Source organism: Planctomycetota bacterium (assembly GCA_021414025.1).
In the GTDB taxonomy this organism is placed as follows: Bacteria; Planctomycetota; Phycisphaerae; order Phycisphaerales; family SM1A02; genus SYAC01.
Genome location: JAIOPG010000002.1, coordinates 64,501 through 87,013, shown reverse-complemented (window position 1 = coordinate 87,013; position 22,513 = coordinate 64,501). Strand labels below are relative to the sequence as shown.

The window sequence follows — 22,513 nt, the reverse complement described above, 5'->3', positions numbered from 1 at the left end:
CTCGTGCAAAACTGGCTTTCCGCGATTTCGGTGCCACGTTAACCCAGAACAACCATGATTCAAGTGAGACTCGCAAAAGATCGCGGACATGCCGACCATGGCTGGCTGAAGTCGAGCCACACGTTCTCATTCGCCGACTATCACGATCCTTTGCACATGGGGTTCCGCTCGCTGCGCGTGATCAACGATGACTGGGTCGCGCCGGGCAAGGGCTTCGGCACGCATCCCCACCGCGACATGGAGATCTTCAGCTACATCCTCGAGGGAGCTCTCGAGCACAAGGACAGCATGGGCAATGGCCGCGTGCTCGAGCCGGGACAGATCCAGCTCATGAGCGCGGGCAAAGGAGTCACGCATAGCGAATTCAATCCGTCGCCGGGTCAACCGATGCGTCTCCTGCAGATCTGGATCCAGCCACGCGAGCGCGGCCTTGAACCGGGCTACACCGAGTGGCATCCGAAGGCCGAACAACGGGATTTTCCCAAGGTGCTCGTCATCTCGCCCGATGGACGCGATGGCTCGGCGACGATTCACCAGGACGCGCACATCCATCGCATTCGGCTCAAGCCCGGGCAATCCGTCGCGCATGAACTTGGGCCCGGCCGCGGCGCATGGCTGCAGATTGCCCAGGGGGCGATGTCAATCAATGGCGTGGAATTGAAAACCGGAGACGGGGCGAGCACCGAGCATGCCGGGTCGCTTTCCATGATTGCCTCGGCGCCAACCGAAGCCTTGCTCTTCGACCTCAAGTGAATTGTCCGAGTCGGTGACCTGCAAGATCCGAAAGACTCCCGCTCGTACACTCTCGGCACATGCCACCGCAAACCATCGGCTCCTTCCAGATTCTGCGTGAGCTCGGCCGCGGCGGCATGGGCGAGGTCTATCTTGCGATGGACTCGCGCCTTGACCGCCAGGTGGCGATGAAGTCGCTGCCGGCTCATTTGTCCTCCGACCTCGACCGCCTTGCCCGCTTCCAGCGCGAGGCCAAAGTGCTCGCCTCGCTCAACCATCCGGGCATCGGCGCCATCTACGGGCTCGAGGAAATCGGGGGCCATCGATATTTGATCCTGGAGTTCATCGAAGGCGAGACGCTGGCCGACCAGCTCAAGCGCGGCGCGATTCCAGTCGATGAGTCCCTGGCCATCGCCAGGCAGATCGCCGAAGCTCTTGAGGCCGCGCATGAAAAGGGAATCGTCCACCGCGATCTGAAGCCCGCCAATGTGATGATCACCCCCGACGGCGTGGTGAAAGTGCTGGACTTCGGTTTGGCGCGGACCGAGGATGGCCCGGTGTCGTCCACCTCGGCGCAGGGGTTCGCGGACTCGCCCACGCTAACCCGACCACAGCACAGCCCGACCATTCCCGGCGTGATCCTTGGCACCGCCGGATACATGAGCCCCGAGCAGGCCCGCGGCAAGTCCGTCGACAAGCGCTCCGACATCTTCTCCTTCGGGTGCGTGGTCTACGAGATGCTGACCGGCATCGGCCCGTTCGCCGGCGAAACCGTCACGGATTCACTGGGCGCGATTCTGCACCGGGAGCCGAGCTGGCCCCTGCTGCCGCCGGGCACACCGCCGCTGGTGCAGATGCTCTTGCGTCGCTGTCTGACGAAGGATCGCAAGCAGCGGCTCCACGACATCGGCGATGCGCGCATTGACCTTGATGCCAGCATTGCGGATCCCACCGGAACGAGCCTGCATCTCTCCGGCGCGGGCCTGGGCGCGGCCGCGGGGCGACCCTCAAGCGCATTGCGCTGGCTGCTGTGGACACTGGCCGCGGCGGTGCTGCTGCTCGGAAGCGGACTTGGGCTGATCCTTTCGCGCGGCGAATCCAGCTCGCCCACCAGGCCAATCGTGCGCTTCGACATCGAACCGCCCCCCGGGTACACGCTCGCTGCCTTCGGTGAAGGAATGGCTTCGCTGTGCATCAGCCCGGCCGGTGACAAAATCGTGTTCCAAGCGGAATCCGAAGGCACCTCAAAGCTCTTCCTTCGCACTCTCGGCTCCGCAGAGTCCACGCCTCTTCCGGGAACCGAGGAGGCCATCCTTCCCTTCTTTTCTCCCGATGGCCGTTGGCTCGGGTTCTTCGTTCAAAAGCAATTGATGAAATTACCGATCGCTGGCGGCCCGCCTCTGGCCATTTGTGAATCGAGCCTTGGCAGCACGGCCTGGCTCGACGATGGATCCATCGTCATCGGAAACTTCGACGGCGTGTGGCGCGTGAGCAGCGATGGAGGAAAACCGGCGCTGCTCTCCGCCGCCGGGCCATCCGAGCGCACTTCCGATGGGTCCGCCTCCGTGCTCGGCTACAACCGGGTGGTCGCCGTGCCGGGGGCGTCTTATGTGCTGGCCAGCGTGTGGGACGGCGACACGCTGCAGAGCTACTCCGTGGTGGCGGTGTCGCTTCAGGATGGCGCCAAGCGCCAGATCATCAAGAACGCCACCGACGCGCGATTCATCGCGCCCAACCACATTGTGTTTCTCCGCGAATCCACCCTGATCGCCGTTGCATTCGACCCCGTCCAATGCGTGGTCACCGGAGAAGAAGTCCAGGTCGTCGACGCGGTCCGCACATCGCGCTGGGCCGATGCCGCGGTCTGGGCGGCCTCGTCCAGCAACGGGAGCACGATGGCTTATGTGGCGGGCGGCCGGAGCGGGCCGGGGCGAAGGCTTGTGCGCGTGGACGCCGCGGGAAAATCCACCCCTCTGATGGACAATGCGGATTCGATCGTCGGCGGACTAAGTGTTTCGCCCGATGGACAAAATGTCGCCGTCGTCACGCTGCGCCAACGCGTGGAGCTGTGGTCGTGCAATCTCGAACGTCGTTCGTTGACGCTCGTCAATAAAATAGGCGAGAGCTGGTCTCCGGTGTGGACTCCCGACAGTGCGGCCATGATCTTCATGCAATCCATCCCCGGCCAGCGGGCCGAAGTCGTGAAAAAGCCGGTGGCGGGCGGTGTTGGCGGCTCTGCCGCCGCGTCCCTCGGCATCTCAAGCGAGGAAATTTTTCCATCCTGCATGACCCCGGACGGTTCGACGCTTCTCCTCAGCCAGCGCGGAACCACGAAGGATCCGGTCATAAAAAATTTCCAATTTCAATTGAATCAATCCGAGCCGAAACCCATGGAGCCGATTCCGGGAGCTCACGACGGGGAACATTCGTTCCATCTCTCGCCGGACGGCAAGCTTCTTGCGTTCGTGTCGGGCGAATCGGGGCGATCCGAAATTTTCCTGCGCACGTTCGGGGGGAACGGTCCTCGGCTGCAAATCACAACCGCGGGAGGATCCGAACCGCGATGGTCACGCGACGGGAAGAGGATTTTTTTCATTGACCCACGCGAGGTGATGCACGCCGTGGACATCGACACGACGGACGGACTCCGGTCTTCGCCGCCGGTCCGGCTCTTCGACCTGGCCCGCATTGCGACCACCGGGTTGTGGGGCGTGTACGACGCGCTGCCCGACGGGAGCTTTGTCATGGTCGAGCCGGCGGCGTGGGAGACGCAGCCCGCCAAGATCCGCGTGGTCCTGAACTGGTCCGAAGTGCTCCACCAATCGGCGCTTTCCAAAGCGATCCCGTGAACATGTCGACGGATTGCCCGAATCCCCCCGTTCCGCAAAACGACCCGCTGACGCGAGGCCGTTCACTGAGTCGGGGTGACAGGACACGGTTTGAATTTTTTGTGGAGGCAATCCGCCTTTGGGAGCCAGAAACGCGGGTTTTGATGGGAACCCACTGCTGCGCCGTGTATGCTCCAGCGTGAGAGTCTTCAACGTGCGTTGGTCAATCGTTGCTTCTGTTGTTGGCGTCACATTGTTGACCGTCGGGTGCACCAAACTGCCGGAATCCGCACAAAGATCCGACACGATCAGTCGTTCTGCGACAACGCCCAATCAAACGCGATCTGTTCAAGACGCTGCCCGATCTCCTCACACGCAAGACGTGCAGCCCCGCCCGACTTCTCTCGTTATCGACGTCGCGCCGACGTCTGAAATTCGCGGTGTCGTTCGAGCAGTGTTTCAGGATTCACGCGGCACTTTGTGGATCGGCGGCGAATGCGACCTGTTCCGCAACGACGGAAGCGCTTTGACCAGCTATGACATCAAAGATGATCTGGGCCGCGGTGTCACCATCAAGAAGATCGTCGAAGATAAGGCCGGCAATATATGGTGTGGAACAGACGGTGGCATCACCCGGATTGATGGCAAATCATTCACGAGCTATGGCGAAAAGGACGGCCTGATCAGCCGCGATGTCTGGAGCATGGCCGTTGACGCGAGCGGCGTGATATGGATCGGCACCATCGAGGGCGTCTGCCGATTCGACGGAAAAACGTTCTCCCCCTTCTCATTTCCGGAAGCCCAGCCCGATCCGACCCGAGGCGTGACCAGCGGCAAGTTCGTGCATTGCATCACGGTGGACCGCAAAGGGCGGGTGTGGCTCGGCACCAACGGAGGAGCGTACATCTACGACGGAAAGGCCTTGGCAAACATATCCGAGCGCGACGGTCTGCCGAACAACGCCGTCGGCAGTATTCTCGAAGACAAGTCGGGGAACATCTGGTTCGGGACGATTCACGGGGGAATAAGTCGGTTTGATGGAAAGAACTTCACCAACTTCACACAGCAAGGCGTCGTCGAAGGCAAGGAGATCTGGTGCATTCACGAAGGTCGATCTGGGAATGTGTGGTTCTCCGCCAAGCGATCTCCTTTGTACCGATACGACGGCAACGCATTCACGGAGTTGAAGGAGCAGGACGACATCACGTCGCTCGCGTTCACCATCCTGGAAGACAGCAGCGGACGGCTGTGGCTGAGCGGAACGCACGGCCTCTTTCGGCATGACGGCGAGTCGTTTGTCCGAGTCACAAAGGATGGCTCGTGGCGGTAGGTGAGCAGTAAGCAAACGCACTTCCGATGACGAGTGCGATCTTGCCCTTCTCGGCCGAACAACAAACACAAACGCCCGTGAGCGTTCGCTCGCGGGCGTTTGTAGTTTAGTCGGGGCAACAGGATTTGTACTTCCGACCCGATTGAACGCCTGATTCTATCGATCGACCGCTTGGCCGATCAGATTGGACGGCGGCATGGAAAATTCGAGTAACAAGGACTTTTGCGGTCTGGGGCGCTTGGTAATGGATTCAATCCAGTTTTTTGAGTTCGATCCCCGTTCCGCCAGGACGATCCGGGTCGTGGTCTCGACCCGTCTGGTCGATGTCATCGAGAACATCGACCCCTCAAAAATCTCGGGGATGAAGGAGTTCCCGCAGGAGGTCCTGAGGGTCTGCGAGGGCATCCTGGCCGGATCGATCGGGCAACGCAAGCGGGTGTTCGAGCACGGAACGAAGACGCCGCTGGTGATCATGGGCCAGGGTGAAACCGCCCGCGCGATCCACGAAAGCGACGTGGCCGGCACGGTGCAGCAATGGACGCTCGCCCGCAAGTGTTCGGAGCTGTGGCGGAGAATTCGCACCCGACGCGGAGTGGCCTGAACCATGGAGAACCAAGGAACACCATTGCAACCGGTGTCTGAACCCGAGCCGTCTGCACAACGGATGCTCATATTCAACAACGGCCGCGCGCTCGTGGCCGCGATCAGAGCGTGCATGATCTGCTGCGGTATCGTTGATCGTAGCGACGCAAAATATCAATCCGGTGGCATCATGATTGATCATCGCGGTTTCGTCATCGGGACGGACGGCCGTCGTCTGTGTGTGGCTCAACTCACGGAGAAACCGCGCTGCACCGATGACGTGATCATTAACCAGCACGCCGCTGAATGGATCTCTGACTCATTTTCATGCCAGGTCGATGACAGCGAGATTGGATGCTCAGTGTCCATCACGCTCGGGACAATTCCGGGTCGGGCAATCATCGGATGCGGTGACGAATCTTTGACGGGAAGCTTTTTGCTGCCGGGGATTCCGCCACCGTGGATGGCCGTGATCCCAAAGGAAGTGAAGATCGGGATCGGGCACCTGAGCTCAATGTTCCTCGGGGACATCGGTGAAATCGCCATGGAAGCGGGAACCGTGATGAATGGTCGAGCCAATGTCGAATGCAGCATCAGCACCTGCGGTGATGGCGAAGGACCATCGTTGTTCACCTGGACTGCAAAATATGGAACCGTCATCAAGTACGTGGTGATGCCGCTCAAAAAGGACGCCGAATGATTGGCGAGGCGCAGGACCTCATCATCGACCTCTTCGCCGGTGGCGGCGGCACCAGCGAGGGCATCCGCGCCGCGCTGGGTCGAGATCCCGACCTCGCCGTCAACCACGACGCCGAGGCGATCGCGCTGCACAAGGCCAATCACCCAGGAACCATGCACCTGTGCGAGGACATCCGCAAGGTGGACATCGGCGATGCGCTGGCGAACTTCCCGGGCCGGAGAGTCGGGATCCTGTGGGCGTCGCCGGACTGCAAGCACCACTCCAAGGCAGCCGGAGGCCGCCCGAAGGACAAGAACATCCGCGGCCTCGCGTGGGAGGTGCTCCGATGGGCGGCGGCGATCAATCGCTCAACAGGCCACGTCCCGCGGATGATCGCATTGGAGAATGTCGAAGAATTCCGGGAATGGTGCCCGCTGCACCGCTACGGCGACAAGGCTGGCAAGGTGCAGAAGAGCCGCAAGGGCGAGACCTTCCACGCCTGGACCGCCAACCTGCGATCGCTTGGTTTTACTCGCATCGAATGGCGCGAGCTCGTCGCCGCCGACTACGGCGTTCCAACGACACGCAAGCGACTCTTCTTGGTGGCGATGAGCGAGGACTACTCGGCGGCGTGGCCGGAGCCGACGCATGCGCCACGCGCGAAGGTGGAGGCTTGCGGCCTGGGTCTCGACGGATCCCGGCTCAAGCCCCACCGCTCGGCGGCTTCGATCATCGACTGGAGCCTGCCGATTCCGTCGATCTTCGGTCGACGCAAGGAGCTCAAGCCCAAGACGCTGGCCCGGATCGCCAAAGGAATCTGCCGCTACGTGATCAAGAGCCCGCGGCCGTTCATCGTTTCGCCGGCGCACAGCACCACGACCGGCCGCGCTCCAAATGTGTGGTCGGTCGACGAACCGCTGCGCACGGTCACCAGCTCCAACGACAAATGCTTGGCTTCGGCGTTCTTGAAGCCGCGCTATGGCGAGCGCGCTGGCCAGGAGCCGCGGGCACTGGACATCGAGGCGCCGGCCCCTACCACTGTGCCAAGCGGAAACGGCGGCGACCTAGTCGGCGTGTTCCTCGGGCGCCAGTTCGGAACCACGGTCAGCGGATGCGACATCGAAGAGCCTCACCCCACGGTCATGAGCGACGGTGGAGGCGGAAAATCGCAAGTGGTCGCGGCCTACATGTCGCAGCACAATTTCGATTGCGTTGGCCGCGAGATGGATCAGCCACTCACCACGGTCATGAGCGGAGGCGCTCACCAGAAGATCGTGGCCCCGATCATCGACAAGTATTTCGGCACCGGAGTCGCCGCAAACCCTTCCGATCCATTGGACACGGTCACCACAAAGGATCGCTTTGGCCTGGGTGCCGCCTACATGGAGCAGGCCGCGGCGAAAGGCAGCATCGGACGGTCGCTCGAGGATCCGGTCTCGACCATCATGGGCAAGGGCTGCCAGCAGCGGCTCATCGAACTGCAGCTCGGCCGCATCGAGGCCGAGGAAGGCCCGAAGCGCCGCGCCGTGCTCGAGCTCCTGTGGGCCCACTTCGGCGAACCAACCGAGGACGAGTGGCAAGATCCGCTCGCCACCGAGCGCGGGCGCCTTCGGTTCGGGCTGGTCCTGGCTGCCGGATCCGTCTTCCGGATCGTCGACATCGGCATGCGGATGCTCGTCCCGCGCGAGCTCTACAGCGCCCAGGGCTTCCGCGATGACTACCTGATCGAGATCCAATTCAACGGGAAAGCGCTCACCAAGACCGCGCAGACACGCATGGCCGGCAACAGCGTCTGTCCGAAGCTCGCGGCGGTGGTGCTGGGCGCGTTCATGCCGCCGTCGATGCGATTGCAGGTGGCCGCATGAACCGAATCAATCTCTCAAACCCGCAGGGCGACACCCAAGGGAACGGCGATGCATCCGAGGTCCGGCGTCGGAGCCGGACCTCGGGGCACCGCTCGTTGACCGCGTTACATGGGAACTGTGACGCCAGAGCCATGACCGCCAGCGGGTCGGGCTGGCAAGCACGCGGAGCGTGCCGGAGCGCATGGACGCGTTCCAGCCAGACATAGGGCAAGGATCAGCGATGCAAAACATGGACACCAAGGAACCCCAGCAGACGAGCACCGACGCCACCGAATTGCCGTCGCCGCTGACCACGTGCAATTGCGATCTGCGCGATTTTCCGCACACGCCGATCTTCCGGGCGAGACTGTTTGGATCGTCGTTCCACGCCAAGAGCAGCGATTCGGAATGGCGGGCCGGTGTGACACTTTGGCTGAGGTCGTGGGACCAGGTGCCCGCAGGGAGCCTTCCATCCGACGAGGTCGAGCTGTGCCGCCTGGCCGAGCTTGGACGAGATCTGAAGGCGTGGCGCAAGGTGGCCAAGAACGCTCTCCGCGGCTGGAACCAATCCAACGACGGACGCCTGTACCACGCCACGGTCGCCGAGGGCGTGAACACGGCCTACCAGGCGAAGCAGGCCCAGCGGTTCAAGACGCTCAAGGCCCGGATCGCGGCCCTGCAGAAGCACCTGCGCGAGTCGAAGTCACAGACGGAGTCGGATCGGCTTGAATCCGAAATTAAGCGTCTGTCACTGACGCTTGAACCCTGCTCAACAGACTCAGTTACAGAGTCTGTGACAGACTCAGTAACTGAGTCCAAGGAGAAGAGAAGGGAAGGGAAGGAGAAGGGAAGAGATATAAAACACTCTCTCTCCGGCTCCGCCGGCGGGAGTGAGTGCGCGCGTGATGGCCAAGGCCATGGGCAGAGATTCGAGATCCCGGACAGCGAGTGCGAGCGTGTGTGGGCCGAATATCCGAAGCAAACCGGGAAAATCGCGGCGTTCGAGCTGATCCGCCAAGCGTGCTGGCGCATCGCCGACGCCAACGACCTGGAGAATCCGGTCGAGGCGATCGAGCTCCTGATCGAACGGGTGCGAGCCTATGCGAAGGCGTGCCGCGGCCGCGAGAAGCGGTTCATCGCCGAGCCAAAGACCTGGTTCAGCGACGGCAAATATCTCGATCCGAAGGAGGCGGCGTAATGCAAGCCGAGACACTGAAAATTGTGCTCGAGTTGTTCTCTTCAGCCAAGTGGGCCAAACCGACTTCGATGAAATACCAGACCGCGCTCGACGCGCTGGCCGAATTCGAAGATCAGATTGTGATCGATGCGACTCATTACCTTCGCCGCGCTCTGACTCGGACTTTCATCACCAGCGACGAGCTGCTGCAGGAGTGCAAGCGTTTCGCCAGGCGAATGGCTGGTCACGGCGAAAATAAGGCGCTCGCCGCGAGACTCGCACACGAAACGATTTGCGATTCTGAGCGACAGGAATCAATCGCGAGGATCAAGCGATCGAGCCCCGACGCAATCCGGGCGGCGTTTCAAAACATCCGCGAGTCCGGAATCACGCTCACCGAACCGACTGAATCCGATCCGGCTTCATGGCCGCGCAGCGTGATCGGGTTTGTGGACGCCGCACTCGCACGAATAGCGGCCGCATCGGAACAGGAAGGAATTTTCGTATGAGCAATGTCAAGTTCAAGCGCGAGCCGTGGCGGTTCGCATTCGTGATCCGCAATGGAGTCGGAGCGTGGAAGTCATACCAGTCGTTCGATGAAGCCATGAAACACTGGGAGGGATTCAACCTTCCGTACCTCGAGCTTGACGGTGTCCGCGAACCATTCAAGCGGGCCTATGCCCGGTTGAAGCGATGGCAAAAATTAAAAACGAAAATGGAGAAGCAACTGCCATGAAGTACGCCAGCACGACCAGCGTGAGCTGTGAGAAGTCCCGCAACGAGATCGAGCAGATCCTCGCCCGCTACGGCGCGTCGACATTCGCCTACATGAACAGCTCCGCCGGCGCCGAGATCATGTTCGTCTCGTCGAACAGGAAAATCAGGCTGCGGCTTCCGATGCCCGATCGCGAAAAGTTCACCGTAACCGACGCCGGACGCAGGCGGAGCAAGCCCGGGCTCGTGCAGGCGGCCATGGAGCAGGCTATTCGCCAGCGATGGCGTGCCCTCGCCCTCGTGGTGAAGGCGAAGCTGGAAGCCGTTGAGAGCGGCGTCGCGACCTTCGAGCAGGAGTTCATGGCCTACACGGTGCTGCCCGAAGGCGACACCGTCGGCGATCGGATCATGCCTGGCATCGAGGACGCCTACCGGACGGGCAAGGGAAAGCAGTTGCTGTTGACCGCGGGATGAGTCACCAACGCCGAAAGGCAGAAAGCAGGAAGCATGGACGCTACAGCGAAGAATCAAAAACGCAGCAGGCTCAACGGACTCCATCTGTGGCGCGTCACGCGCGACCACAGCCACTCTCGCGGCCTGTGGATCACTACCAAGACCGAATCCATGACGCAGGCGCTCGCCAAGGCGAAGCGCGTGATCAGGGAGAAGTTCGGGGACGGCAAGGGAGCCAGGGTCACTCAGATCAATCACCGCGGGACGCTCAATGGCTGATCGGAAGCTCGACTACCGCAAGCCCGAGTTCGTGATCGTCGGCGAAGTTCCGCTTCCGATCAACGCGGACATGCTGGTCGCGATCATCCGAGACTACGAGGTCAAGCACGGGCCGCTGGTGTTGCGCCACATTCGCGACAAGTCGGCGGTGCTGCGATTGACGAAGGATGTCATTCAACAGGCAGATAAGGAAAACTAAATGAAGATCGAACTGAAACCGCAAGCGTTTGAGGTTCCTAGAGCAACCTACTACACAGCGTCAAAGAACAAGCACGACACGGGTTCGGAGGAAATCCAGCGTCGAATCGAATTGCCTGGAATCCCGCTCGATGATCTTGTTCGACTCTGCGAAGAGTGGCGCGCATCGGTGTTCAAATACGCCCGCAAGAGCGATCCGGCCATGCCCTCCAGTCGCGGGCGGAAAGGCAAGAAATGAGAATTGAAAAGTTGGCATACAGATTTCTGCTGGTCATCGGAGCCGTGTCCACATTCGTGTTTTGCCTTTACGCATGTTCCGTTGTCATCAAGAGGATTCCATAAATGAGCGACTGCCCAATACACGGCCAATCGTGGTGTACCTGCAAACAGGATCAACCGCTGTCTACAGATCAAATCAACGCAACGGCCTCGAAAATCTTGCTTTGCGCCGAGTATCGGCACGCGGATGGGTGCAATGTCCACTCTCCGAAGCTCGGCCTTTGCAGTTGCGGTCTGGAAACGAAGATGCGCGACGAAATCTACACACTCCGCGAGCGCCTCAAGCATGATGAATCCCTGTCTTTTAATGCGCTGCGCTCCGTCAATGTCGAACGGGCCATGAGATGGCATCCGGGCGGACTGGAAGATTGGAGCGTCAACGACTGGCTACTGGCCTTCGGTGGTGAAGCTGGCGAAGCGTTGAACGCCGGGAAAAAGCATCGCCGCATTCTGAGCTCGATCCAGCAACACGGCAATGTGCCGGCCGGTTTGCAAGATGCCGAGGAAAAGATCATGGAGGAGCTGGCGGACGCCGTGATCTATGCGGACCTGTGCGCGGCCAGGCTGGGCAAGAGTCTCGGTGAAGCTGTGGTCAAGAAGTTCAACGCCATCAGCGTTCGGGAAGGTTTCCCGGAAAGGATCTGCAAAGAGGCATCAGAATGACGAATCCGAACGAGTCATCATCGACGCGCATGGATCCTCCGCCGGCGATGATGCTGTTGCCGGCAGCGCCTGGTACATGCCCCGAGTGTGCTACGGCCCACGATCCTCACCTCCCGCACAATCAGCAGAGCATTTTTTACCAAATGAAGTTCCAGATGGCTCACAAGCGCTGGCCCACCTGGGTGGACGCGATGGAGCACTGCACGCTTGAGATGCGCAATTTCTGGACACTTGCCCTGGCCGAGAAAGGAATCGACATCGCTAGATCAGCGACCCCGAACCCGGCGGCAACCCCGAGATCTCCAGGACTGTGGCTCGCGAGCCACGGGAACAAGAAGGCGCATTTCTGGTCATCACCGCGAAAAACTTTGTGCAACGCATCCGATGTGGAGGCGTTCGCAAGCCTGCAAGAACATCGCCCGGGCAGGCAATGTCAGAATTGTGCCCGCATCCTGGTCGCGCGGCAGCGTTTCAAGCGATGATCCACCAGGGCGACTGCATCCAGGTCTTGCGGACCATGAAGGCCAATAGCGTTCAGACCTGCATCACTTCGCCACCCTACTTTGGCCTTCGCGACTACGGCGTCGATGGGCAGCTCGGCCTGGAGGAAACGCCCGATGCCTACATCGATCGCATGGTGACGGTTTTTCGAGAGGTCCATCGCGTGCTTCGCAATGACGGCACGCTTTGGCTGAATATCGGCGACACCTACAACGGCCAAGGTGCGCGGAAGCCGAACATTCAGGAAAATGGAACCCTGTCACACCGAGCCGGCGGTCAAGCTGTGCGCCACAAGAAGATTTCCGTTGTTCGATCGAAGCGAACCGGCCGCGGATCCGGATCTGGCCGGAGAAGCTCGAGCGTCGTTGCGTGCCAAGACCTCAAGCCCAAAGATCTGATCGGGATTCCGTGGCGCCTCGCCTTTGCCCTGCAGGCCGATGGGTGGTGGCTCCGCCAGGACATCATCTGGTTCAAGACCAACCCCATGCCGGAAAGCGTACGCGATCGGTGCACAAAGTCGCACGAGTACATGTTCCTGCTGAGCAAAAGCAGACGGTACTTTTTCGACGCCGAGGCAATCAAAGAGATTTCGGTGAACCTCAAATCTGATCGGCCCGAAAATCACACCATCAGGTCCGGCAACCTCAAGCGAAAGCCAGCCGCGATGCGCGGCATTCCTGTCGACGATCAAGGCCAAACCTCCGGCAATGTCGCAGGCTCGGTCCCGTGGGAAGGGACATCACGCAACAAGCGCAGCGTGTGGCAGGTCGCGACCCTGCCATACCGCGGCGCCCACTTTGCCACCTTCCCACCCAAACTCGTCGAGCCTTGCATCCTCGCCGGCACCAGCGATCGCGGCTGCTGCCCGAAGTGCGGGGCGCCATGGGTCGGGATCAAGAAAAAGACCCGTGTCGCCACCCGGCCAGGCAGGCAGACCAAGTCAACCGGCAATTCAGCTGTCGAAGGCCCGCGAGATCCGGGCAGGCACGTCACGCACACGGAAACGGTCGGGTGGAAGCCAGGCTGTGGCCACCACCAGCAGCCCGTCCCGTGCTTGGTGCTAGACCCATTCGCCGGCACCGCGGTCACTGGCGCCGTCGCCCTCAAGCATGGTCGCCGGTTCGTCGGAATTGAACTGAACCCAGACACGATCAAACTTGCCTACGAACGGCTCGCCGAGCACCGGAACCTCTTCACTGAACGGTTCATTCAGGACCAGCCCGAGGCACGAAAAGGAAAAAAGCGATGTGCCTAGCCCGATCACCTATCAGAAGCATCGGGAAAACGCTCTACATATGGAAGGTTTCGAGAATAGATGTTTCCATCCCCTCAACGGCGGCGGATTTATGAGCCAGTCCAAGCCATCGAAATCGGACGGTTTGAGCGACCTGGACGAGGCCCTGGTCAAGCTCGCCGTGGCATCGCCGGCCGCGGCGTTCGTCAGGACCATGTCCACCCACGAAGGGCGGCGAGCCGCCGCTTCCGCCATCGCCCTGGCCGCCCAGATTCTTGTCCCTGCCCGGTTCAAGACCCCGGGCGGCGCCGATCGCACCTTCGGATCAGTTTCCAGATTCGCCGCGGCCTGTGAACTCAAGTGGCACCTGCTGGGCAAGTCCCGCTTCGGAGAGCTCCGGGCCGCCCTACTCTCCCGCGGCCTGGCTGTGGCCACCGTGAACCGTGTCCTGATGAGCATCCGCGGCGTGATGAAACAGTGCTGGCTGGCCAGGCGGATCGACGCCGAGGGGCTCGAGCGAGCCCGCGAGGAACTGCAGGCGGTCAGCGGATCCACCGTTGCCCGCGGCCGCCACCTCACTAAGCCGGAGGTGGCCCGGCTCTTCCAGGCGTGCAGCGGACCCGGAATCTCGGATGCACGCGATGCCGCGCTGCTGGCCCTCATGGCCGTCGGCCTGCGGCGAGCAGAGATCGCAGTCCTACGCATGGCCGATCTCGATCTGACCCGCGGCCGCCTCAGGGTCCAGGGCAAGGGCCACAAGGAGCGGATTGTCCATCTGACCGGCGGAGCATTGAAGGCAGTCGAAAGCTGGATCCAGCGTTGGCGCGGCAAGCTTCCGGGCCCGATCTTCTTCCCAATCCACCGCGGCGGAGGTGCGCAGGCAGACAGGGCCATCACAGCCCAGCTGATCTACAAGCGGCTACGGTTCCGGGCAAAGATCGCGGGTGTCAGCTGCTCGCCGCACGATTTGCGGCGCACCTTTGCAGGCGACGCCCTCTCGGCCCGCGTCGACATCAGCACGGTCCAGCAGATCCTCGGCCACGCATCACCGGCCACCACGGCCCGCTACGACTTGCGGCCGGAAGAGACGCAGCGTGCCGCGATGGATAGCGTTGAAGTTCCCTTTTTGGGTCAAGCGGACTGAATCTGAACACCAAGTCACACCACGTCAGGATCTGGCATGAATAAAATGTTGAATATTTGTACTTGATTTCCATGACACCAGTGGCATAATGCGGGTATGGCAACACAACTACTCAAGCTTGATCAGGCAAAACCGCTCTTGAAACCACTGCTGAAACCTCTCATTGATTCCTATTGGAAGGCATCGGAGCACTTATTGACTTTGTCCGCCTCGGACCCGCTCTTTGCGCGTGCAACATCTTCATCATCTCGGGCAAGTTTGCTTTATGAATTTTTCAACCATTCTGTCCGACAACAGATGAGCGATCTCCGTGTCCGTTGGTGCGAGAAGGGAAGGTTAGAGTTCGGCATCGTGCAGGAGACCCTGGGGATCCGTTTCAAGAAGCTCACCGAGCAACTCATCCCGAGAAACATCCACACCGAAGCGCAGCGACGGATGTACCACCAAGAGCCAGTCTTGGACAACGCCAGACCCATCACTTGGGTGACCTTTGGCTACACGACCGCCAGAGAATCAGGCGTAACGACTGGTCTGTACTTCGTTGCCACATCCACATGGGAAGACCTGTTGTGGCATTGGCGCGTCTATGGGGATGATTGCGGACAACTGAACTTCTTTGACGGCCCGACTCGGGACCAGCCCGCCGCACTTGCAGCCGAGCAGCAGTTCACACTCAAGATCAGGAAGCCAAAGGAAGCATGATTAATCGGCCATTCAACTCTGACATGTTGCGCCTTGCCCGCGATATCCGAGACATGACGCAAGGCAATTTGGCCAAGCGGGCGGGAGTGTCTCAAGCCTTCATTTCTCGTATGGAATTAACGAATGATGCCGCACCGGAAATGGTCGAGCGGGTATCTGCAGCCACCGAATTTCCAATTGAGTTCTTCTTTCAAGACGAGCGATACTCTGGTCTTGGATTGAGCACAATTTTCTTTCGAAAGAAGTCCACCTCATTACAGAAGAATGTTCGGCGATTACAGGCCGAGGTGAATTTGCGCCGCATCGCAACCAAGGCACTTTTGCGCGATGTACACATCCAAACCAAGAACGAGTTTCGGGCCTACGACATTGAAGAAACCACGGCAAGCCCGGAAGAAATTGCGCGGATGGTGCGCGGAAACTGGAGCCTCCCAGCCGGACCAATTATTAATCTCACCGATGCCATAGAGGGCGCCGGAGGCATTGTGTTCCGATTCCCGTTCGGTACAACAGATATTGACGCAATCAGCCAGTGGCCCGACGATGGGGTGCCTCTTTTCTTCGTGAACTCCGAAGCCCCGGCCGACCGAATCAAGTTTTCGCTTGCACATGAACTTGGGCACATGGCCATGCACAGATCAGCATCAGAGTCAATGGAGGACGAAGCAAATCGATTCGCCAGTGAGTTTCTGATGCCAAGCAGCGAGATCAAGCAGTATTTGTTCGGAATCAAGAGCCTTGCCACACTTGCATCCATGAAGCCGTACTGGCGAGTGTCTATTGCATCCCTTTTGCGGCGAGCGCACAGCTTGGAATGTATCACCCCATTTCAATATAAACGTTTTTGCGTGCAGTACAGTCAGTTGGGATATCGCCGCGGTGAACCGAATCCGCTGCCACATGACACGCCGAAATTTATTGAGGCACTGATTGATGTCCGGCATCAACGGGATGGAACGATTGCAGAACTCGCACGGCAAGCCCGCATGAGCGAGGGCGATTTCAGGCTCCGATTCGTCCCCTCAAACAACCTACGCATTACGGGATGATCCCCACCGCGTCTTAGCTCCAAGTGGGACAAAAAGGTACTACCAACCCCAAAATCGTTTCCTAGGTCTCTACGATGAGCCAGGGAGTTCAATTGAGTTTGTTGGGGAAGTTGTTTCAGGAAAAAGAGTTATGAAAGCGAGGCAGCAAATGTCACAGAACGAATTAATCAAACCACTCAGAATCCAGGTCGAGAAACTGCTCACGTTGGCCGAAGAACTGGCCACGAAGCAGTGGTCGGATCCATCCCTTCCCGTGCGGACAAACGAATACATCCTTTCCGTTGATGGGCTTCGATTTCACATCAACCAAGCTTTCGATGAGATTCAGAAGCCAGCGGCTCCGTCCCCGCAACTTGAGATCTCGGTTGGATCCCAGCTCGGCGGGGCGATCAGCCATGACCTTGCTTCACAATTGAAGCACGGAACCGCCTTGTATTGGAATTCGACTCGGAAGGTGTTCACGACCACAAAGCCCGCCGACTAGCCCACCGATTTCATCGGCACGGATTTACGTACATTGTTCCCCCGATAAATTTCAAGGGAACAAAGTACATAGGCCGCAAAAATGTGAACACCGGACCCTTGACACCGATTTGAAAATTTGTATTGTGCTCTGGTCGCCCTGCAGAAAGTCTGCGGTGTGCGATGCTGCAAAAAAAATTTGAATCGTGCTCGCGAGGTGTCGGATGCTGATCCGCGACCGCATCCGCGAGCTTCGCCGCGTCCCCGCGAGCCAGCTCTCCCCGAACCCTCGCAACTGGCGCCGCCATCCCGCCGCCCAGGAGAATGCCCTGCGCGGCATGCTGGCAGAGATCGGCTGGGCCGGCGCCGTCCTTGCCCGCGAGCGAGCCGACGGCGTCCTCGAACTGATCGACGGGCACCTGCGCGCCGACACGGCGTCCTCGGCGATGATCCCCGTGCTGGTGCTCGATGTCACCGAGGAAGAGGCCGCCAAGATCCTCGCCACGCACGACCCGATCGGGGCCATGGCCGAGGCGGATCCGGCCATGCTCGAGCAGCTGCTGGCCGAGATCGAGACCGAAAGCGATGGTGTTCGGGCCCTGCTGGACGAGCTTGCCGAGAAGGCCCAGGCCAAGGACCTCGAGCCGATCGAGCCGGGCGATGGGGAATCAGCCTCCGGCGCTCACATCGCCTATCTCACGCTCGGCGACTGGAAAATACCGATCGACGAAGAGGAATTCGCCGAGTTCGACGCCGCGATCAAGGCTTACTCGGACACCAACGGAACCACCTTCGGATTCTGCCGCCACGTGCTGGAGAAGCTCCATGCCGGATGAACACGGGCTCAATCCGTCATTCGACATCCGCGAGCTCGAGGGCGCGGACTACAACCCCCGGAAAATCTCCGCAGAATCTTCTGCACGACTTGCCGAGTCCCTCAACCTGATCGGCTGCGCCAAGCCCATCATCGCCCGCGGCCGCCGCATCGTCGCCGGCCACCAGCGGGTGAAGGCGCTGCTGTCCCAGGGCCTGCTCCATGCGCCGGTGTTCTTCCTGTCCTGTGGTACCACGGTCTACGACGAGATCCGATTCAACCAGCTCCACAACGGCACCGACATGGACTCGGGCGATGAGCAGGCCACGATTCCGGCTCAGCTCAACGGCACGCGCGGCTTCGTCACGATCGACCCTGCACAGATCCGCGGCAATATGCGCTCCGCCGGGGCGACGATCCGCAAGGAAATCATGGTCCTGATGCACCGCTTCGGGCCATGGGGCGCGTGCGTGGCCGACCAGGACGGCCGCGTTTTCCACGCGGCTCAGTACGCCCTCGCTTGCAAGGTGCTCAAGCGTCCGCTGCTCGCCTACATCGTGCCGCCGGAGATCGATGCACGCGCCCGCGAGTTCCTCGGCGCCAGCTACGGCACCTTCTCCTACGAACACCTGCCGCGGCAGACCTTCATCCAGACATTCGCGCAGCTCTACCGGCTCCGCGGCAAGACGAACGAGAACTACAGCCCGCTCTACGAAAAACACGTCATTCCGTGGCTGAAGAAGAACCCGGGCGCCAAGGTCCTCGACTTCGGATGCGGCCAGGGCGACTACGTGAAGCGGCTCACGGGCGAAGGGCATCCGATCCTCGGCCTCGAGCTCTTCCGCCGGTCCGGCGCTGCAAAGACAATCGATGTCGGCGCCGTCAACCGCATGGTCGACCGGCTCTGCCTCGCCATCTCCCACCCACGAGCCCCGCGCTTCGATGCCGTGGTCTGCGACTACGTCCTGAATTCCGTCGATTCACAGCAGGCCGAGGACGATGTCCTGAACTGCGTGTCCGCGTTCACGCGGCCAGGCGGCACAATCTTCTTCTCCGGCCGCCCGCTCAAGCGCGTGCAGGACCAGGCGACGTACAAGCGGACGGTCAGCACCAAGGGCATCGGCCAGCGCCGCGTCGAGTTCCTCGACGAAAACAACATGACCGCGTTGTACCGCTCCGGCAGCTGGTTCTTCCAGAAGTTCCACGACCGCGCCGCGGTCGATGCGATCTGCGCCCGCATGGGCTGGCGCCAGCTCGCCTACGACACCTCGCACTCCACCGGATTCCAGGTGGTGGTCGGCAAGGAGCGCGAGCCCGCCGATGCCGCGATCGCCGCCAGCCTGGCCCGCGAGTTCGACCTCCCGATCAACGACAAGGGCCGCACCCTCGGCCGCTCCGCCGATGTTCTGGCCGCGTTCGGCCTCGCCTCGAGGCCGGGACCATGACCGGAATTCAGGCGACGCCAGGGAAGGTGATCACGATCCAATTCGCGGCGATGGGCCAGCGACTGGCAGGATTCCGCTACCTGTGGGCCAAGCGCGTCCGCGGCTTCGACGTTTCCTGCCACTGCGCCAACTGCCTGATCGGGCCGTACGTGAAGGAGATCTCGCCGCGGACCCTGACCGACACCGAGCTCAAGATCGAGCTCCATGGCCACGAAGCCCTCTACATCTGCGGCGTTTCAAGCCCGTACCGGTGGGAGCACAACTTTCATTTTGTCGTAGAACCATCCACCGATCCAGAAAAAATTGTCCAGGCCACGACGTACCTGGGCGACATGGTGACGGCTAGTGGGGCCGCCACTCTCTGGTTCGACGATCGCGTCGCCCGCGATCGGTACCCGCACCTACCAGAAAGATTTCTGACCTGCCGAAACTTCCAGTTCGGCGCGTTTCACGCCCAGCGCTACAAACAGTGACCGCAGGATCTTCAGGCCCGCCGCGTGGGGTTGATCATGCTCGCCTAAACGAAGCGCGTCGGCGATTGGCTTCCATGACCAAAAAGCTGAAGGACATCGCAGGAGGGAGGACCCACAGCGGCGAGGACTATGAGGTCCACCGCCAGCGCGAGGCCCAGCGCAGCCGCGACAAGTCACGCTCTGGGCGCGACATCGGCCCGATCCCGCCGTGCCTCAATCCCGAGCGCCGCGCGGCGTGCTCCAAGTCGCTGAAGCTGTTTTGCGAGACCTACTTCCGCGCCATTTTCTATCTGGCGTGGTGCCGAAACCAGCTCAAGACAATCGAAAAAATCGAAGTCACCGTCTTCCGCGGAGGTCTTTTCGCCGTCGCCGAGCCGCGCGGCGAGGGCAAGACGCGGCTGTGCGAAGCCGGGGCGCTGCTGGGAATACTGGAGGGCTATCGACGGTTCATTGTTCCGATCGGAGCCACGACCGAAGAGGCCAACAACAGCCTTGAATCAATGAAAAACTCGCTCGCGCACAACGATCTCCTGCTCGAGGACTACCCGGAGGTGTGCTATCCGGTCCGCTGCCTTGAGGGCATCACTGCCCGCGCCCGCGGCCAGTTGTGCGAGGGCCGCCCAACGAACATGGTCTGGACGCGAAACAAGATCGTGCTTCCGAGCATCCCGGGTTCGAAATCTGCCGGCGGCGTCATTCGAACCGCCGGATTGACCGGCCAGATCCGCGGCATGTACCACAAGTGCGCCAGCGGCGAAGTGATCCGCCCCGACCAGGTGATCCTGGACGATCCGCAAACGGACGAGAGCGCCATGAGCCTGTCGCAGAACCGCCAGCGCGAGAAGATCATCTCCGGCGCCGTGCTCGGCCTGGCCGGACCGGGCAAGAAGATCAGCGCCGTCATGCCGTGCACCGTGATCGCGCCCGGCGACATGGCCGACTCCATCCTCGACCGCAAGAAGCACCCGGAATGGCACGGGGAGCGCATGAAAATGGTCTATGAGTGGCCCAAGCGGATGGACTTGTGGGAGCAGTACCGAGAGATCCGTCACGAAAGCCTGCAGAACGACGGCGCCGGAGAGCCGGCGACCAAGTTCTACCGAAAGCACCGCAAGGAAATGGACGCCGGCGCCGTGGTCGCGTGGCCAGAGCGAAAGGAAGATGACGAAATCAGCGGGTTGCAATGCGCCATGAACCTGCGTTTTCGCGACGAAAAGGTTTTCTTCAGCGAATATCAGAACGACCCCCTGCCGCTAGACGATGCCCCAAGCTCCGAAGTCCGCCTCGATCCGGACCTCATCGTGCAGCTTGTCAACGGAATCCCGCGGTGCACCGTTCCGTTGTGGTCGACGCGCATCACGGCGTTCATCGACGTGCAGAAGGCGTGCCTGTGGTGGATGGTCTGCGCCTGGAGCGACGGCTTCACCGGGGCGATCGTCGACTACGGCACCTGGCCCGACCAACAGAAGGAAAATTTCACGCTCTCCCAGGTCAGCAAGACGCTGCAGCGAGCGTTCCCGCGTGCCGGGCTCGAGGGCGCGATCCGCGGCGGCCTGGACGGTCTCGGCGCGCACCTGCTCGCCCGCGACTGGATCCGCCAGGACAAGTCGATCGCACGCATCGACCGGCTCTTCGTCGATGCGAATTGGGGCGACTCCACCGACACCGTCTACGGCTGGTGCGAGCAATCTCCGCACTCCGCCGTGATCACACCCGCACACGGCCGCTTCATCGGGGCCACGAGCACGCCGTTCAGCGAATACAAAAAGCGGCCGGGCGAGCGCGTCGGCACACATTGGCGCATGCCGCTCTCCGCTGGAAAGCGATCCATCCGCCACATCGTGACCGACGTGAACTGGTGGAAGTCGTTCATGTTCCGACGCTTCGCCACGAACAAGGGCGACAAAGGCTCGCTGAGCATGTTCGGTCGGCGACCGCAGCAGCACGAAATGCTCGCCGAGCACCTGACCAGCGAGAAGCCGGTTCCTGTCACGGCGAAGGGCCGCACCGTCAACGAGTGGAAACTGATCCGCCCGGGCCGCGACAACCACTGGTGGGACTGCCTCGTCGGCTGCGCCGTCGCCGCGTCCATGCAAGGAATCTCGCTTGAGGGAGAGGCCGGGGCCACCGCAACCCGCAAGAAAACCAAACTTTCCGAACTTCAAGCACAAAAGAGGGCTCACCGATGAGTTCAAAACCTGCGCCGCGGATTCCAAAGGCCGTGAACAAGCTCCGCCCCTTGACCACAGCGCCAGCGGAGCTTCAACCGAAGGAGGAAGGATTTGGCCTGGAGTGCCGGGGCTGCGGATGCAGGCATTTTGATGTGACGAAAACGCGCCCGTGCAGCAACAACCGAATTCGTAGAGTCCGAATGTGCCGGCATTGTGGTCGCCGTCTCGTGACCTTTGAGGCTGTTGGAGAGGAGCCCGATGGCTACCGGTAGCCTTTTTGTGATTCAAAACAAACAATTTTCACCCAAAAGACCAAAAATTGAAAGTTTGGGGTCGGTCTCGTGTCTGTATACGGTGAATGACCTTCCACCGGTCCACAACCTGCAGAAGCTTCTCACCGAGCTCAGCAAGATCGAGCGCAGCCTCCGCGCCGAGGCTCTGCAGGTCGCCTGGTTGGCCCACCTTGAGAATCGAAATGCTGCCACCGCGATCAACACGTGGAGGCGCCGCGAGCGCCGTCACGTCAAACGCATGAAGACGAACTTCACATGAGCGAAGATCCCCCAACCACGCTTGAGCAAGCCATCCTCGACACCGCAGCCAGCCCGGCCAGCGCATCGAACGATGCCGGCAGCGTCACGGGTCAGAGCATCCCCGACCTGATCGCGGCGGACAAGCACTTGGCCGCCAAAAAGGCCGCTGGAAACCCGCGAAAGTCGCTGCGTTTCTCGAAAATCATCCCCCCGGGGCCAGAGTAAAT

Annotated in this window: 26 protein-coding genes and 1 pseudogene; all 27 read left to right on the top strand. The window is 60.9% G+C overall.

Annotation, left to right across the window (positions count from 1 at the left end; all coding sequences use genetic code 11):
- The first annotated feature begins 54 nt into the window (after window positions 1-54).
- Window positions 55-753 (top strand): pirin family protein, encoded by a 699-nt coding sequence (locus K8R92_00965; protein ID MCE9618464.1) that lies wholly within the window; start codon window positions 55-57, stop codon window positions 751-753.
- A gap of 59 nt (window positions 754-812) precedes the next feature.
- On the top strand, window positions 813-3,581 hold the full coding sequence (locus K8R92_00960; GenBank protein ID MCE9618463.1) for a serine/threonine-protein kinase: 2,769 nt from the start codon (window positions 813-815) through the stop codon (window positions 3,579-3,581).
- A 178-nt stretch (window positions 3,582-3,759) separates the two neighbouring features.
- Complete coding sequence (locus K8R92_00955; GenBank protein MCE9618462.1) at window positions 3,760-4,890, top strand: hypothetical protein; 1,131 nt, start codon at window positions 3,760-3,762, stop codon at window positions 4,888-4,890.
- 301 nt (window positions 4,891-5,191) lie between these two features.
- Complete coding sequence (locus K8R92_00950; protein ID MCE9618461.1) at window positions 5,192-5,491, top strand: hypothetical protein; 300 nt, start codon at window positions 5,192-5,194, stop codon at window positions 5,489-5,491.
- A 3-nt stretch (window positions 5,492-5,494) separates the two neighbouring features.
- Window positions 5,495-6,172, top strand: a complete 678-nt coding sequence (locus K8R92_00945) for a hypothetical protein (GenBank protein ID MCE9618460.1) — start codon at window positions 5,495-5,497, stop codon at window positions 6,170-6,172.
- Window positions 6,169-8,016: a DNA cytosine methyltransferase gene (locus K8R92_00940; GenBank protein MCE9618459.1), complete on the top strand. Its 1,848-nt coding sequence runs from the start codon at window positions 6,169-6,171 to the stop codon at window positions 8,014-8,016. Before K8R92_00945 ends, K8R92_00940 begins: the two co-directional genes overlap by 4 nt.
- A gap of 220 nt (window positions 8,017-8,236) precedes the next feature.
- Window positions 8,237-9,193, top strand: a complete 957-nt coding sequence (locus K8R92_00935; GenBank protein ID MCE9618458.1) for a YdaU family protein — start codon at window positions 8,237-8,239, stop codon at window positions 9,191-9,193.
- Window positions 9,193-9,681 carry a hypothetical protein gene (locus K8R92_00930; protein ID MCE9618457.1) on the top strand — a complete coding sequence of 163 codons (489 nt, stop codon included), beginning with the start codon at window positions 9,193-9,195 and terminating at the stop codon, window positions 9,679-9,681. The genes K8R92_00935 and K8R92_00930 overlap by 1 nt, the downstream gene beginning before the upstream one ends.
- The gene (locus K8R92_00925; protein MCE9618456.1) at window positions 9,678-9,908 is read left to right on the top strand and encodes a hypothetical protein; all 231 of its coding nucleotides are present in this window, start codon (window positions 9,678-9,680) and stop codon (window positions 9,906-9,908) included. Before K8R92_00930 ends, K8R92_00925 begins: the two co-directional genes overlap by 4 nt.
- Window positions 9,905-10,360, top strand: a complete 456-nt coding sequence (locus K8R92_00920; protein MCE9618455.1) for a hypothetical protein — start codon at window positions 9,905-9,907, stop codon at window positions 10,358-10,360. The genes K8R92_00925 and K8R92_00920 overlap by 4 nt, the downstream gene beginning before the upstream one ends.
- 33 nt (window positions 10,361-10,393) lie before the next feature.
- Window positions 10,394-10,618 (top strand): hypothetical protein, encoded by a 225-nt coding sequence (locus tag K8R92_00915; GenBank protein MCE9618454.1) that lies wholly within the window; start codon window positions 10,394-10,396, stop codon window positions 10,616-10,618.
- Window positions 10,611-10,817 carry a hypothetical protein gene (locus K8R92_00910; GenBank protein MCE9618453.1) on the top strand — a complete coding sequence of 69 codons (207 nt, stop codon included), beginning with the start codon at window positions 10,611-10,613 and terminating at the stop codon, window positions 10,815-10,817. Before K8R92_00915 ends, K8R92_00910 begins: the two co-directional genes overlap by 8 nt.
- Window positions 10,818-11,054, top strand: coding sequence for a hypothetical protein (locus K8R92_00905; protein ID MCE9618452.1), 237 nt, complete (start codon window positions 10,818-10,820; stop codon window positions 11,052-11,054).
- 287 nt (window positions 11,055-11,341) lie between these two features.
- Window positions 11,342-11,758: a hypothetical protein gene (locus K8R92_00900; protein ID MCE9618451.1), complete on the top strand. Its 417-nt coding sequence runs from the start codon at window positions 11,342-11,344 to the stop codon at window positions 11,756-11,758.
- Between the two features lie 143 nt (window positions 11,759-11,901).
- Complete coding sequence (locus tag K8R92_00895) at window positions 11,902-12,240, top strand: hypothetical protein (protein MCE9618450.1); 339 nt, start codon at window positions 11,902-11,904, stop codon at window positions 12,238-12,240.
- Window positions 12,237-12,854 (top strand): annotated as a pseudogene (locus K8R92_00890) (site-specific DNA-methyltransferase). Before K8R92_00895 ends, K8R92_00890 begins: the two are co-directional and overlap by 4 nt.
- A 162-nt stretch (window positions 12,855-13,016) precedes the next feature.
- Window positions 13,017-13,514 (top strand): hypothetical protein, encoded by a 498-nt coding sequence (locus K8R92_00885; protein ID MCE9618449.1) that lies wholly within the window; start codon window positions 13,017-13,019, stop codon window positions 13,512-13,514.
- 91 nt (window positions 13,515-13,605) lie between these two features.
- Entirely contained in the window at window positions 13,606-14,637 is a 1,032-nt protein-coding gene (locus tag K8R92_00880) for a site-specific integrase (protein MCE9618448.1), read from the top strand.
- A 96-nt stretch (window positions 14,638-14,733) separates the two neighbouring features.
- Window positions 14,734-15,339: a hypothetical protein gene (locus K8R92_00875; GenBank protein ID MCE9618447.1), complete on the top strand. Its 606-nt coding sequence runs from the start codon at window positions 14,734-14,736 to the stop codon at window positions 15,337-15,339.
- Window positions 15,336-16,388 (top strand): ImmA/IrrE family metallo-endopeptidase, encoded by a 1,053-nt coding sequence (locus K8R92_00870; GenBank protein ID MCE9618446.1) that lies wholly within the window; start codon window positions 15,336-15,338, stop codon window positions 16,386-16,388. The genes K8R92_00875 and K8R92_00870 overlap by 4 nt, the downstream gene beginning before the upstream one ends.
- A gap of 148 nt (window positions 16,389-16,536) precedes the next feature.
- Window positions 16,537-16,872 carry a hypothetical protein gene (locus K8R92_00865; protein ID MCE9618445.1) on the top strand — a complete coding sequence of 112 codons (336 nt, stop codon included), beginning with the start codon at window positions 16,537-16,539 and terminating at the stop codon, window positions 16,870-16,872.
- Window positions 16,873-17,056: 184 nt separating this feature from the next.
- The gene (locus K8R92_00860; GenBank protein MCE9618444.1) at window positions 17,057-17,686 is read left to right on the top strand and encodes a ParB N-terminal domain-containing protein; all 630 of its coding nucleotides are present in this window, start codon (window positions 17,057-17,059) and stop codon (window positions 17,684-17,686) included.
- Window positions 17,676-19,109, top strand: coding sequence for a methyltransferase domain-containing protein (locus K8R92_00855; protein ID MCE9618443.1), 1,434 nt, complete (start codon window positions 17,676-17,678; stop codon window positions 19,107-19,109). The genes K8R92_00860 and K8R92_00855 overlap by 11 nt, the downstream gene beginning before the upstream one ends.
- Complete coding sequence (locus tag K8R92_00850; protein MCE9618442.1) at window positions 19,106-19,582, top strand: hypothetical protein; 477 nt, start codon at window positions 19,106-19,108, stop codon at window positions 19,580-19,582. The genes K8R92_00855 and K8R92_00850 overlap by 4 nt, the downstream gene beginning before the upstream one ends.
- A 74-nt stretch (window positions 19,583-19,656) precedes the next feature.
- Complete coding sequence (locus K8R92_00845; GenBank protein ID MCE9618441.1) at window positions 19,657-21,771, top strand: phage terminase large subunit family protein; 2,115 nt, start codon at window positions 19,657-19,659, stop codon at window positions 21,769-21,771.
- A 336-nt stretch (window positions 21,772-22,107) separates the two neighbouring features.
- On the top strand, window positions 22,108-22,305 hold the full coding sequence (locus K8R92_00840) for a hypothetical protein (GenBank protein ID MCE9618440.1): 198 nt from the start codon (window positions 22,108-22,110) through the stop codon (window positions 22,303-22,305).
- A complete protein-coding gene (locus K8R92_00835; GenBank protein MCE9618439.1) occupies window positions 22,302-22,511 on the top strand; it encodes a hypothetical protein in 210 nt (69 codons plus the stop codon). Before K8R92_00840 ends, K8R92_00835 begins: the two co-directional genes overlap by 4 nt.
- Window positions 22,512-22,513 lie beyond the last annotated feature (2 nt).